Origin of the sequence: Lutimonas halocynthiae (assembly GCF_030409835.1) — a bacterium.
Taxonomy (GTDB): domain Bacteria; phylum Bacteroidota; class Bacteroidia; order Flavobacteriales; family Flavobacteriaceae; genus Lutimonas; species Lutimonas halocynthiae.
The window spans coordinates 615390-629976 of sequence record NZ_JAUFQO010000001.1; the positions used below are offsets into that span (position 1 = coordinate 615390).

The following is a 14587-nucleotide window of genomic DNA, read 5'->3' on the forward strand; positions in this document are numbered from 1 at the left end:
TGAAAGATAATGAATAATTAGCAGTCAAAAAATTTAGACTTACCTAAAATAATATTTATATTTGCAAAAAAATTACTATGTATTCGCAGGCAGAAGAGAACTATTTAAAGACCATTTACGCCTTGGAGAAGGATTTTGGGAATGAAGTAAGTACAAATCTTATTGCAGGTAAAATTAAGACCAAGGCATCTTCAGTTACAGATATGTTGAAGAAATTAGCCAATAAAGAACTGGTGATTTATAAAAGATACCAAGGCGTGTACCTCACAGAACTAGGTCGTCTAAGTGCTTTGAAAGTGATAAGAAAACACAGGCTTTGGGAATGTTTTTTAGTTCAAAAACTACAGTTTAACTGGGATGAAGTTCATGACATCGCGGAGCAATTAGAACATGTAAAGTCAGAATTGCTGATCAATAAACTAGATGCGTTTCTAAGATTTCCAAAATTGGACCCACATGGAGATCCAATCCCGGATGCACAGGGGAGGGTTCTTTTAAGTAAGACTTTAAGCATTAAGGATATGAAGATAGGAACAGCCGGAATTTTTGTTGGCGTAAAAGATTCATCATCAGTATTTTTACAATATTTAAATAAAAAGAACCTTGCTTTAGGAGATAAGATTCGAGTAATTGATATAGAACCTTTTGATGATTCGTATCACATTGAAACAAAGACACACAGATTGGTAATAACGAGTAATGTTGCTGAGAACCTCTGTTTAAAAAATGTCAAATAATGACCTATAACCCAATAACAGCATTGTTGATCTTCCTAGGAGGCGTATTATTGATATTTGCCTTTTTTCGCCCAGTAAAGGGTTGGTATTGGTTGTTGAAAAACAATTATCAGTCAAATGAAAAGACTGTAATGGAAGATATTTTAAAACAATTATTTCGATTGGAGAGTTATGGTGCTGAAGCAGATATCAATGCACTTACAAATTCATTGAAGGTTAAGGATAGTTTTATTATTGATGCCATTCATAAAATGTCAATTATGGAACTGGTAAAAGTTGAAGGAGATCTCCTTCGATTAACAAATGACGGAAGACAATACGCCCTAAAAATTATTAGGGTGCATAGATTGTGGGAAAAGTATCTGGCAGAGAAAACAGGTTTTGACAAAACGGATTGGCACGATATGGCTGAAGAGATGGAACATGTTTTGAGTCATGAAGAAACAGATAGGTTGGCAAATCAATTAGGAAACCCAATGTATGATCCTCATGGAGACCCTATTCCTAATAATGAAGGAATGCTAAAGGAAGTAGATGGAGAGCCCTTGTCATCAATGCCAGCAAATAGTGTTGGTAGAATAGTGCATATAGAGGATGAACCGGATGTAATTTACCGGCAGATCTTAGCCGAAAAGATTCATATCGGTTCGGTGATCAGGATAGAAGAAAAGAGCAATGAACGTATTGTTTTTCATTCGGAAGGAGAGGAATTTATATTGGCGCCCATCGTTGCGGCAAATATTACAGTGTCAGCCCTAAAAAAGGAAGTGGTTGAAGAAGAAGGAACCGTTAGACTTTCGAGTTTGATTGATGGAGAAGTTGGTAAAATCGTAGGGATGTCAAAAGAATGTCGGGGAGAGAATAGAAGGAGACTCCTTGATCTTGGATTTGTAAACGGGACAGAGATTAAGATCGATCTAAACAGCCCCATGAATAACCCTGTGGCTTATTCTGTGAAAGGAACAAGTATTGCACTGAGAAGGGATCAAGCTTCTAAAATTCTTATAAATAAATTGTAGTTATGGAGAAGAAAGAGGATCATGCATGTGGGTCTTGCGCTCATTTTAATTCGGAAGGATTAAAAAAACTTGGAGTTGACACTGGTGGTTTTGATCATATTATTGCTATTGCTGGGAATCCTAATACTGGGAAAAGTACGGTTTTTAATGCCTTGACCGGATTGCGTCAGCACACGGGGAATTGGCCTGGAAAAACGGTTGCCAGAGCTGAAGGAGCCTATTCATATGCGGATAAGAAATACAAACTGGTTGATCTTCCGGGAACCTACTCTTTATTGTCTACTTCACAGGATGAGGAGGTTGCAAGAAATTTTATTCTTTTTGGGAAACCTGATGTTACGATTATTGTTGTTGATGCCTGTAGATTGGAACGCAATTTAAATCTGGCTTTGCAAATTCTTGAAATTACTGATAAGGCTGTTTTATGTCTTAATCTGATCGACGAAGCTGAACGAAATAACATTACGATCGATACAAGAACGCTAAGCAGGGAATTGGGAATTCCGGTTGTGGCCACGAGTGCGAGATATCAAAGAGGAATACCTGAACTTATCCAGACAGTTGATGAGATTGCTTCAGGTAAGATACTATGCAAACCACGAAAAATTAAAAATGTTCCTAAAAAAATATTAGAAGCAGTCACAAAATTAAGTGGAGAAATTGAGGCAGAATTCCCTGATATTCCGAATAGCAGATGGATTGCCTTTAGATTACTTGAAGGAGATAACAGAATAATTGAGGCATTAAAAGCTGGTGAATTAGTGTAGTATGGAGAATAATTCTGTTGATAAGATATTGAGCATGACCAATGAACTGCGATGGAAAATCGGAGAAGATTTTCACGATCATCTTGCGGAAGGGATTTATGCGGATGCCTCAGAAATTGCCGAGAGTTCGGTGATGAAGGATTCTGGCAAAAATCGGTTTAGGATCGATCGAAAAATTGATGAAATAGTCACCAGTAAGACCTGGGGGTTTCCGATAATGTTTTTAATACTAGGCCTGGTTCTTTGGCTGACTATTGTGGGAGCGAATTACCCTTCAGCCATGCTAGCTCAATTGTTGCTCGAAGGTTTGCATCCTATGCTGAAGAATTTAGGTGCGACATTAGGAATGCCGTGGTGGCTTAGTGGTTTCCTTTTCGATGGAGTCTATTTAGCAGTTGCCTGGGTCATTGCAGTAATGCTGCCTCCTATGGCAATTTTTTTCCCAATGTTTACCTTATTAGAGGATTTTGGTTATTTACCACGGGTCGCTTTTAATTTGGACAATTTATTCAGAAAATCTGGCGCCCACGGCAAGCAGGCTCTTACTATGAGTATGGGTTTTGGATGTAATGCTGCCGGGGTGGTTGCCACTAGAATCATAGACAGCCCTAGAGAGCGTCTGATAGCAATTATAACAAATAATTTTTCACTCTGTAATGGTAGGTGGCCAACTCAGATTTTGATTGCAACCATATTTGTTGGAGCGGTGGTTCCGGATGCATTTTCAAGCCTGGCTTCTTTACTTGCCGTGGTAGGAATAGCCATTCTTGGAATAGCCTTCATGTTTTTAGTTTCTTGGGGCTTGTCAAGAACTGTTCTAAAAGGAGAGGTGTCAACATTTAATTTGGAATTACCGCCTTATAGACCGCCCAATTTTTGGAAAACGGTTTATACTTCTATTATTGACAGAACCTTAATTGTGTTATGGCGAGCTATCGTTTTTGCGGCTCCCGCAGGGGCAATTATCTGGCTTATTTCGAATATTTATGTTGGTGATCTGAGCCTGGCTGGTTGGACAGTTCAAAGCTTAGATGGTTTTGGATTTTTATTAGGTCTTAATGGCGTGATACTGCTCGCTTATATTGTAGCTATTCCTGCAAATGAAATTGTTATCCCAACTATTCTTATGCTTACCGTAATGGTCACAGGCATCGCCGGAGGAGAAGGAGCCGGGGTGATGTTTGAACTTGACTCTGTTTCTGGTACGGGAAATATTCTAAGAGCAGGAGGATGGACTTTATTGACTGCAGTAAATCTCATGTTGTTTAGTTTACTTCACAACCCTTGCAGTACAACAATTTACACGATCTATAAGGAAACTAAAAGCGTGAAATGGACAACTGTTGCTTCTATTTTACCCGTTATATTAGGTTTTATCATTACATTTTTAGTAGCTCAGATTTGGCGAATTTTTATAGGTTAAGAAAATGTTTTACGCGAATTGATTTTTGTGAAAATGAACTTATTGATAAGCTCATTTTCCTTACTTTTATGGAAAATCAATAAGTGGACCAACCTTCAACTTTTCAAGTATACAATGCATCTGCAGGAAGCGGGAAAACCTTCACGCTTGTTAAGGAATATTTGAAAATCATTTTGAGCGATCCTGATCAGCGATTGTATCAGCATATTTTGGCAATTACCTTTACAAATAAGGCTGCTTCTGAAATGAAGGATAGAATTCTTGAGAACCTACTTCGGTTTTCTGTCATAAATCAGAAAGATGAAAAGGATGATATGCTATCTTCTCTTATTTCAGAAACAGGGCTGGATGCAGCTATATTGAAAATTAGAGCCAAAGAAAGACTTCAGGATATACTCAAAAATTATGCTTCTTTCCACATAAAAACAATTGATAGTTTTACCAATAAATTAATTAAATCTTTTGCTTTTGACCTGGGTATGTCGACTGATTTTGAGGTTGAACTCGATACTGATTCGATCTTAAAAGAAGCCGTAGATGCGGTATTGTCAAGGATAGGAATTGACCAGGAATTGACAACTCTTTTGGTTTCCTTTTCTAAAGAAAAAACCCTTGAAGATAAATCTTGGGATGTGAGTAAGGATCTCTTTGAGATTTCAAGGCTGATCTTAAATGAGAATCATGCAAAGGAGCTTAAAAAATTATCCGGAAAGAGCTTGTCATCGTTTTCAGACTTATCTTCTAAATTGAGAAAGGAGCAACGTGTTTATAAAAAAGTGATCGAAGAAACAGGGCAAAAAGCGTTGACCTTAATAAATGACCAAGGGATTGATACTAAAGATTTTTTGCGATCTCAATTTCCAAATTTCTTTTTAAAAATGATCAATCAGCCTGGAGAATTAGATTTTGATCAAGAGAGTAGTCTGTTTCGAAATATTGGAGAAAGAAACTTTTATGGGAAAACCAAACCTGAACAGGTGAAGTCAGCAATCGATGCCATTGCTGAGCAACTAATTGCCTATTATCAGGAAGCGGCTTTGGTCTATGAAAAATATAAACTCAACGAATTAATATTAAAAAACCTGGTTCCGTTAGCAGTTATAAACACCATCAATCAGGCATTGGAAGAATTAAAGACCAACAATAATATCAGATTAAATGCCGAATTTAATCAATTGATCAGTGATCATTTGGTCAATGAACCGGCCGCATTTATTTATGAAAAATTAGGAGAGCGGTTTAAACATTTTTTTATTGATGAAATGCAGGATACTTCTGTACTGCAATGGCAAAACCTAATTCCTTTAGTTGATAATGCTTTGAGTGCTGAGGCAGCTGGTTTGATGTTGGTAGGGGATGCAAAACAGGCTATTTATAGATGGAGGGGAGGTCGTGCAGAACAGTTTATCAGCTTGTCTTCAGATCAAAAAGACTATGAATCTAATCCTTTTCAAACGACTAAAGCCGCGTTGAATCTTGAGACGAATTATAGAAGTTACCAGCAGATCGTAGATTTCAACAATGGTTTCTTTAGCCATATTTCTCAGCATTTTGCAAATAGTGCCTATGGTGATTTATACAGGTTAGGCAATGATCAAAAGACCAATCAAAAAAAAGGTGGTTTTGTAAGATTGCAATTTATGGAAGCCCTCAAGAACAGTGAAATGAGGGAAGAGGTTTATCCCAAATATGTCTATGATACAATTAAAGATCTTTTGAATCAATATGAGGCCCATGAGATTTGCATCTTAGTTAGAAAGAAAAAAGAAGGGGCGGCCATTGCTAAATATTTGACAGAGCAGGGCGTAGATATCATAAGTTCAGAAACCTTGTTAGTCAAGAATAATCAGAAGGTTAGTTTTATCATTAGCTTTTTGCAAATGATTGAAGACGATAAAAATGAGGACGCTAAATTCGAGGTTTTAAATTTTTTATTTGGGCATTTGAATATTGCCTCACAAAAGCATGATTTTATTAAGGACTTCATTAAGAAGGATTTGAAAGACATATTCGAATCTCTTGAAGCATATGACATCTATTATAAAACAAAAACGTTTAACGAATATTCGATTTTAGAAGGTATAGAAGATCTTATTAGAAGCTTCCGACTGACAAAAGAATCTGATGCTTTTCTTCAATTCTTTTTGGATTTCGTATTTGATTATACACAGAGAAAGTCGCAAAAGAATATTTCTTTTTTGGAATATTGGGAAGAAAAGGGTGATAGATTGAATATTGTGAGTTCTGAAGACATTAAAGCAGTAAGAATCATGACGATTCATAAGTCAAAAGGGCTTGAATTTCCTGTTGTCATTTTTCCATATAATCTTGATATTTATTTTGAAAGAGATCCAAAGGCCTGGTACAGAGGTTTGCCCGAAGAAGAATTTAATGGATTTGATACCATTTTGGTTAATTCATCATCCGGAATTACAAAGACGGGAGATGCAGGAACTGCTATTTACGAGGAACAGCGAAAAGAAAAGGAGTTGGATAGCTTTAATCTCTTATACGTTTGTTTGACCCGGGCCATTGAACAGTTATATGTCATTTCTGAGCTGAAAAAATCAGGAGGAAAATTGGGAACCAGCTCTCAATTGTTTGTCGATTTTTTGAAGCAGCAAGGGAGATGGGAAGAGAACCAGATGACCTATGATTTTGGTGTAAACGAAAGAGCCAGTGAGCCGGATTCATCTACAAATCAAGCCGAATTGCAAAAAGAATTTATCAGTAGTTCATGGCAGGATCATCAAATACATATCGTGGCCAATTCAGAAATTCTATGGGATGAAGCCAGAGCGGAGGCCATTGGCTATGGAAATTTGATTCATGAAATGATGGCAGATGTTGTTGATGAAAACATGATTGACAAAACCTTAAAAAGATGGGTCACTAAAGGGTTATTGCAAGAACAATCATATGCAGAAATCCATAAACTGATGTTAGAAATAGTCAATCACCCTCTTTTAAACATGTATTTTAAAGTTGGGCTGGAAGTACTAACAGAAAGAGAAATTTTGACGGATTCGGGCCAGGTAATCATACCAGACAGGTTGGTGTTTGATGGAAATAAAGTAACAATTATAGATTATAAAACAGGAAAATCCAATAAAAATCATGGACTGCAAATTGATAATTATGCCTTAGTTTTACAAAAATTAAATTTTGAGGTTGTAGATAAAATATTGGTTTACATAGATGATGAAATTACTGTAGTTAAAAGTTAAATAATATGAATACAATTGACATAATAATTGGGATTATCCTGATTTTCGGTACTGTGAACGGCTTTTTAAAAGGCTTATTTGTTGAAGTAACTACTTTGGTGGGTTTGGTACTTGGTGTTTATGGAGCCATTCATTTTTCTCATTTTTTAGGTAATTTCCTTAAAGATTATGTGACTTGGGACGAATCAATGTTACAATTGGTTTCTTTCGCCGGAACCTTTTTAATCATCCTAATCGGTATGGTTTTATTGGGGAAGGCCATGACTAAAATTGCAGAAACAATAGCTTTAGGGTTTTTCAATAAATTGGTTGGAGCCATTTTTGGATTAGTCAAATATGCCTTGATCTTAAGTATCGTTTTACTTGTTTATGATGAAATAAACGCTTCTTTGCGTTTTGTAGAAAAGGAGAAGGTTAAAAAATCAATTTTATATGAACCGGTAAAGAATTTTGCCCCAACCATATTTCCCAATTTGGTCAGGGTCGTCAAATAAACGATTCCAATGTTTTTAGGGAATAGTCGGTAATTTCAAATTACTTAAAACCCTAGGCTTAGTGATTAAAAATTATCGCTATTTTTGCATTGCTAAATATTAATTATGTCTGCAGCTAAAAAGGAATACAAAAGGATTACAACCAAAACATTGTTTGAAATGAAAAAGCAAGGTGAAAAGATCGCCATGCTGACTGCTTATGATTATACGATGGCAAAAATTGTAGATCACGCAGGTATAGACATTATTTTAGTAGGTGATTCAGCATCGAATGTTATGGCTGGTCATGAAACGACTTTACCAATTACCCTTGATCAAATGATCTACCATGCTTCTTCTGTTGTGCGAGCCATTGACAGGGCACTAGTAGTGGTAGACCTTCCATTTGGAACTTACCAAGGGAATTCAAGACAAGCTTTAGATTCGGCCATCAGAATTATGAAAGAATCAGGAGGCCATTCGGTAAAATTGGAAGGAGGAGCTGAAATATCAGAATCGATTACTCGAATTTTGTCAGCAGGAATACCTGTTATGGGACATTTGGGCTTAACGCCTCAGTCAATTTATAAATTTGGTACCTATTCTGTTAGAGCAAGAGAAGAGGAAGAGGCTGGTAAATTAATGGCAGATGCCAAATTATTAGAAGAATTGGGCTGTTTTGCAATTGTACTTGAAAAAGTTCCCGCAAAATTAGCAAAGGAAGTTGCCGAAAGTGTTTCGATACCGGTTATTGGAATTGGAGCTGGAGATGGCGTTGATGGTCAGGTTTTGGTAACACATGATATGTTAGGAATGACACATGAATTCAGCCCGAGATTCCTGAGAAGATATCTCGATCTATATACCGAAATGGGCAATGCTTTTAAAAGTTATATCTCAGATGTGAAATCAAAGGATTTTCCAAATAAAGAAGAACAGTATTGATACACAATTCTCGCCACTCCGGCGAGTTTTTTTATTTTACACTTTTAACCAAATTTTAACAAGAAAAAACTTGCCTAACCCTTAGATTTGTTGCCCTTGTTGTATAAAACGAAAAGAAATTTAAAAAGATAAATGGATACACAAAACGCAAATGTTGATATCAGATTGATCAACGAGAAAATAGAGAAAGAAAGTGCATTTGTCGAGATGCTTCATTTGGAAATGAATAAGGTTATTGTAGGGCAAAGACACATGCTTGAAAGACTGCTAATTGGTTTGCTTGGTAATGGACACATTCTTCTTGAAGGAGTTCCTGGATTGGCCAAAACATTAGCAATCAACACCTTGTCTAAAGCGGTGCAAGGGTCATTTAGTAGGATTCAATTTACCCCTGATCTATTGCCAGCAGATGTTATTGGTACCATGATTTTTAATATGAAGGAGAATGATTTCTCGATTAAAAAAGGGCCAATATTTGCTAATTTTGTTCTGGCTGATGAGATCAACAGAGCGCCTGCTAAGGTTCAGTCTGCCTTGTTAGAGGCCATGCAGGAACATCAGGTCACAATTGGAGATACTAGTTTTAAATTAGAACAACCATTTTTAGTTCTTGCTACCCAGAACCCAATTGAACAAGAAGGTACCTATCCGTTACCTGAAGCTCAGGTGGATAGATTTATGTTAAAGACAGTGATTGATTATCCAAAAATGGAAGACGAACAAATGATCATGAGACATAATCTGAAGGGAACTTTTGGTCAAGTTAATCCGGTAGTTTCCGTAGAACAAATCTTAAGAGCAAGAGAATCTGTGAAAGAGGTTTATATGGATGAAAAAATTGAAAAATACATTCTAAATATAATTTTCGCTTCACGATACCCTGAAGATTACCGTTTGGCTGACCTAAAACCGCTGATTAGCTTTGGAGCTTCTCCAAGGGGTAGTATCAATCTGGCAATGGCCTCTAAATGTTACGCTTTTATCAAACGAAGAGGTTATGTTATTCCTGAAGATGTTCGCGCGGTAGTTCACGATGTGTTAAGACATAGAATTGGAATTACGTATGAGGCCGAGGCCGAGAATATTACTTCAGTTGACATCATTAATAAAATCGTTAATGAGGTTGAAGTGCCTTAATGAATCTATTATCAACAACTATTCAAAACTTAAAGATGCGTTCTTCCAGGAAGGAAGAATTAGGAAGTTTAATTAGAATACCGGCCAGTGGATACTAAAGAATTACTTAAAAAGGTTAGAAAGATTGAGATCAAGACAAGAAGATTGTCTGACCACATTTTTTCGGGAGAATACCATAGTTCCTTTAAGGGGCGAGGTATGACCTTTTCTGAAGTGAGACAGTATCAATTTGGTGATGACATCAGGTCTATCGATTGGAATGTTACCGCCAGATATAATGAGCCTTATATCAAAGTCTTTGAAGAAGAACGAGAATTGACCATGATGCTTGTTGTTGATATAAGCGGGTCGGAATCATTTGGAACAACTCAGCAATTTAAAAGAGATATATTAACCGAAATAAGCGCAACACTTGCTTTTTCAGCAATCCAGAATAATGACAAAGTTGGGTTGTTGTTGTTTTCTGATGAGATTGAATTGTTCATTCCTCCAAAAAAGGGGAAAACACATGTGCTTAGAATCATCAGAGAATTGATTGAGTTCAAACCCAATAGCAGAAAAACTGACCTTACCCAAGCTTTACGATATTTTTCAAATGTGATGAAGAAAAAGGCGATTGTCTTTATACTATCAGATTTTATTGATACAGGTTATGACAGCGCATTAAAGATTGTTGGGAAGAAACACGACGTAACCGGAATCAGGGTATATGATAAACTGGAAACAGAATTACCTAAGTTAGGAATGGTGCCCATGCGAGATGCGGAAAGTGGGCAGATCAAATTGGTCAATACAAATTCTAAATCTGTGAGAACGAATTATCGTGCCAATTACTTGAAAACAGTAGATTACTACGAAGATTCTTTTACAAAGAGTGGTTCGGGTGTAATCAACACCAGGATTGATGAGAGTTACGTTAAAAAGTTATTGGGCTATTTCAAAAGAAGGGCATAGTATTTCAATCTATTGATGATTGAATTGAAAATTGAATGAAGAAAATGAGATATTTATTTTATCTATTATATAACATCAAAAACGCTAAGAAAACGAGTTTGGGCCATGGAACCAATAGTTTTAGAAGGGTTTTCACTTTGTTGTTTTTGTTCATTGGCATAGTAGGATACGGACAAGTTTCCTCTAAAATTGATACGACAAGTATCAGGATAGGTGAACAGTTTAATTATGAAATTATAGTTGACCAAACTTCAGATGTTCGCTTCCCAAAACTGGAATTAGACAGTTTAAACAGAATTGGGGTAGTTACATCTCATGAGATTGATTCTTTAAAGAATCAATTGATCAAAAAATATACTTTAACCAGTTTTGACAGCGGAAGGTACGTTTTACCAGGACAGGAGATTTTTATAAAAGACAAAAGATTTCTTACTGAAGATGTGATTATTGATGTGGCAACGGTTCCTGTAGATACAATCAAGCAACCGATGTATCATATCAAGGATATAGAAAACGAACCTTATCTGTTTAGTGATTATTTAAACTATTTCTGGGGCTTAATTGCCTTGTTAATCATTATTGGTCTGATACTCTATTTTGTTTTAAGAGATAAACCAACGGAGGAAGAGATTTTATTGAGAATTCCTCCTTTTGACGCAGCTAAAAAGAGGTTAAAGGAGCTAGACGGGAAGGAACTTATTTCTCAGAATAAGATCAAGTTATACTATGTTGAATTGACGGATATCGTAAGAACATTTATAGAGAGAGAATTAAACATCCCTGCCTTAGAATCTACAACCGATGAATTATTAGAAACGATTACTGATTTTAATAGTAGCAGTAAACTCAATATACCAAAAGACACTTTGGTCAAATTGCAGAAGTTATTGCAGGAAGCGGATCTTGTAAAATTTGCCAAGTCAAAACCTTTGCAAAATGAAATTAGCCTGCATAGAATGGATGCAGAAGGAATTATAGATACACTACATCCAATTCAGTTGGAAACTAAAGAAGAAGAAGATGATAGGGAGTAATATGGAGTTCACAAATCCGGGTTTTCTATGGCTGTTATTGCTCATTCCAGTATTGGCTGTGTGGTACTTTTTTGTAAGAAAGAAGGATAATGCGAATTTACATATTCCCAGTGTTGCAGGATTTCAACAGAGCAATATATGGGCAAAATTAAAACCGATGCTCTATGCAATGAGGCTGCTTGCTATCGCCTTGTTGATCGTTGCTTTGGCGCGTCCAAGAAATGTAGAAGTTAGTAAAAGGAGTAAAACTACCCGTGGAATTGATATTGTCATGGCAATTGACGTTTCAGCAAGTATGTTAGCAAAAGACCTGAAGCCAAATCGGCTTGAAGCCTTAAAAAATGTGGCAAGTAAATTTGTTCAGAAAAGACCAAATGATAGAATTGGCATTGTGGTTTATGCGGGTGAAAGCTTTACGCAGACTCCAATAACCAGTGACAAAACCATCATTCAGAATACGATCAGAAAAATTAAATGGGGTCAAATTGAAGATGGAACCGCCATTGGAATGGGTTTGGGTTCAGCCGTAAATAGGTTAAAAGACAGCAAGGCAAAAAGTAAGGTTATTATTTTGCTTACGGATGGTGTTAATAATACTGGGTTTGTAGACCCCAAGACGGCAACGGAACTGGCCAAACAATTAAATATAAAAGTGTATACGATTGGATTGGGTACAAATGGTACCGCATTATTTCCGGTGGCAAAGGATTTAAACGGCAAGCTAATTTTCAGGAATGCACCGGTAGAAATTGATGAGGAGCTTTTAAAATTCATCGCTGCTGAAACGGATGGAAAATATTTCAGGGCTACGGGAAATAAAAAGCTTGAAGCCATATATGAGGAAATAAATAAGCTTGAAAAAACCGAAATAGAGGAGTTCAAGTATTATAATTATCAAGAAAAATTCAGACCCTTGATCTTACTTGCAGGATTTCTGATCATGTTAGAAATGTTGTTGAGATTCACGGTTTATAGAAGTTTTATCTAGTTAGTAAAATATGTATCAAATAGAGGAACCAAAATATTTTTACTTATTTGTCGCCATTGCGATCTTATTGCTGTTCTATCTTCTGAACTGGTTTTGGAAGGTGAAAAAGCAAAAGGAGTTTGGTGATCTTTCTTTGTTGGAGCAATTGAGTCCTCAAAAATCTGTTTTTAAACCGGCTTTAAAAATGATTTTTGTGCTATTGGGCTTATCACTGTTGATCATTGCAATGGTTAATCCCAAAATGGGAACCCAATTAAAGACGGTAAAAAGGCAGGGAGTTGATATTGTTTTTGCCCTGGATGTATCAAAAAGTATGCTTTCTGAAGACATTGCGCCTAATCGACTGGAAAAATCTAAGCAAATCATATCAAAGATCATTGATAAACTGGGTAGTGATCGTGTTGGTATCATTATCTATGCGGGGAATGCATATCCTTTACTTCCTATCACGACTGATCATGGCGCTGCGAAGATGTTTTTGCAAAATGCAGGTCCTGATATGGTTTCATCACAAGGGACGGCAATTAATGAGGCTTTAGAATTATCAAAGACTTTCTTTGATGATGATACGCAAACCAATAGGTTTTTATTCGTGATTTCTGATGGTGAAGATCACGAAGAGAAGTCGAGCGATATTGCGAAAGAAATTGTTGATCTTGGCATTAGAACCTATACGATAGGAGTAGGGACAAACAAGGGAGGCCCCATTCCTATAAAGAAAAAAGGAAAATTTCTGGGATATAAAAAAGACAACAAAGATGAAGTTGTTATTACGAAATTGAATGTGGAAACATTAAAGGATATCGCCGATAAAGGTGATGGAAAATATATATATGGAAATAAAACCTCTAAGACTATAGAATATGTTGAAGAGCTATTATTGAAGGCAGATAAAAAAGAGTTTGAGACAAAACAATTCTCTGATTATAAGGACCAGTTCCAATGGTTTATCGGCTTTGGTTTGTTAATGTTGGTATTAGATGTTTTCTTATTGAACAAGAAAACGAAATGGGTACAAAAGTTGAATTTATTTAATGAACGGTAAAATGAAAAATATAATTTACGTGTTGCTCTTTTTGCCTCTGACCATATTTGCTCAGGAAAAAGAACAAGAGAAACAAGAACCGGTAAAGATTAAGTTGGCGGAGAAACAAATGTTGAGAAAGGGAAATGATCTTTACAAGCAAAAGCGATTTGTCGATGCGGAGGTTAAATATAAGAAAGCCTTAAAGGAAAATCAAAATTATGGTACGGCGGGCTATAATCTTGCCAATGCGGTTTATGAGCAAGACAGGTTTGAAGAAGCCTTGCCTCAATACGAACTGGTAGCCAAAAGTTCTGTTGCTGTTGAAACCAGAGAGAAGTCTTTCCATAATATTGGAAATGTGATGATGAAAAACAAGCAGTATGATAAGGCTGTAGAGGCGTATAAAAAATCAATGATATTAAATCCGAGCGACGAAGAGACAAGATATAATTTAGCCCTTGCTCAAAAACTCCTTAAAGATCAACAAAATGATCAAAATAAGGACAAAGACAAGGATAAAGATAAAGACCAAGATAAGGATAAGAATCAAGATCAAGATCAAAACAGCGAAAATAAAGACCAGGAAGAGGATCAGGGAGAAGACGAGAAAAAGGATCAGAATGAAAATGAAGGAGACAATGAAAATGATCAAAACGACCAGCAAGATCAAAAGAACGAGGGTGATAAAAAGGAACAAAAAAAGCAACCTCAGCCAAATCAATTGAGCCAGCAACAAATTCAACAATTGCTGGAAGCCATGAATAATGAAGAGAATAAAACACAGCAAAAAGTAAATGCCAAAAAGGCAAAAGGTAAAAAAGTCGATCAGGAAAAAGATTGGTAAATAAAAACGTCA

11 protein-coding genes and 1 pseudogene are annotated in these 14587 nt (G+C 36.3%); all 12 read left to right on the plus strand.

The window, feature by feature from the left end; translation table 11 throughout:
* The first annotated feature begins 77 nt into the window (after window positions 1-77).
* The 12 genes and pseudogenes from QWY87_RS02755 (at window position 78) to QWY87_RS02810 (ending at window position 14575) form a co-directional block, all read left to right on the plus strand.
* Window positions 78-737 (plus strand): metal-dependent transcriptional regulator, encoded by a 660-nt coding sequence (locus tag QWY87_RS02755; protein ID WP_290287917.1) that lies wholly within the window; start codon window positions 78-80, stop codon window positions 735-737.
* Window positions 737-1756 (plus strand): metal-dependent transcriptional regulator, encoded by a 1020-nt coding sequence (locus tag QWY87_RS02760; RefSeq protein WP_290287919.1) that lies wholly within the window; start codon window positions 737-739, stop codon window positions 1754-1756. Before QWY87_RS02755 ends, QWY87_RS02760 begins: the two co-directional genes overlap by 1 nt.
* Before the next feature lie 2 nt (window positions 1757-1758).
* A pseudogene (gene feoB / locus QWY87_RS02765) lies at window positions 1759-3946 on the plus strand (ferrous iron transport protein B).
* Window positions 3947-4029: 83 nt separating this feature from the next.
* A complete protein-coding gene (locus QWY87_RS02770) occupies window positions 4030-7173 on the plus strand; it encodes a UvrD-helicase domain-containing protein (RefSeq protein ID WP_290287920.1) in 3144 nt (1047 codons plus the stop codon).
* A 5-nt stretch (window positions 7174-7178) separates the two neighbouring features.
* Window positions 7179-7667: a CvpA family protein gene (locus tag QWY87_RS02775; RefSeq protein WP_290287921.1), complete on the plus strand. Its 489-nt coding sequence runs from the start codon at window positions 7179-7181 to the stop codon at window positions 7665-7667.
* Window positions 7668-7772: 105 nt separating this feature from the next.
* Complete coding sequence (panB, locus tag QWY87_RS02780; RefSeq protein WP_290287923.1) at window positions 7773-8591, plus strand: 3-methyl-2-oxobutanoate hydroxymethyltransferase; 819 nt, start codon at window positions 7773-7775, stop codon at window positions 8589-8591.
* Window positions 8592-8723: 132 nt separating this feature from the next.
* Complete coding sequence (locus QWY87_RS02785; protein ID WP_290287926.1) at window positions 8724-9728, plus strand: AAA family ATPase; 1005 nt, start codon at window positions 8724-8726, stop codon at window positions 9726-9728.
* A gap of 87 nt (window positions 9729-9815) precedes the next feature.
* Window positions 9816-10682 carry a DUF58 domain-containing protein gene (locus QWY87_RS02790; protein WP_290287930.1) on the plus strand — a complete coding sequence of 289 codons (867 nt, stop codon included), beginning with the start codon at window positions 9816-9818 and terminating at the stop codon, window positions 10680-10682.
* Window positions 10683-10717: 35 nt separating this feature from the next.
* The gene (locus tag QWY87_RS02795) at window positions 10718-11716 is read left to right on the plus strand and encodes a hypothetical protein (protein ID WP_290287931.1); all 999 of its coding nucleotides are present in this window, start codon (window positions 10718-10720) and stop codon (window positions 11714-11716) included.
* Window positions 11703-12704: a vWA domain-containing protein gene (locus tag QWY87_RS02800; RefSeq protein WP_290287933.1), complete on the plus strand. Its 1002-nt coding sequence runs from the start codon at window positions 11703-11705 to the stop codon at window positions 12702-12704. The genes QWY87_RS02795 and QWY87_RS02800 overlap by 14 nt, the downstream gene beginning before the upstream one ends.
* A 10-nt stretch (window positions 12705-12714) precedes the next feature.
* Window positions 12715-13749 (plus strand): vWA domain-containing protein, encoded by a 1035-nt coding sequence (locus tag QWY87_RS02805; RefSeq protein ID WP_290287938.1) that lies wholly within the window; start codon window positions 12715-12717, stop codon window positions 13747-13749.
* Window position 13750: 1 nt separating this feature from the next.
* Complete coding sequence (locus QWY87_RS02810; RefSeq protein ID WP_290287940.1) at window positions 13751-14575, plus strand: tetratricopeptide repeat protein; 825 nt, start codon at window positions 13751-13753, stop codon at window positions 14573-14575.
* The last annotated feature ends 12 nt before the right edge of the window (window positions 14576-14587 follow it).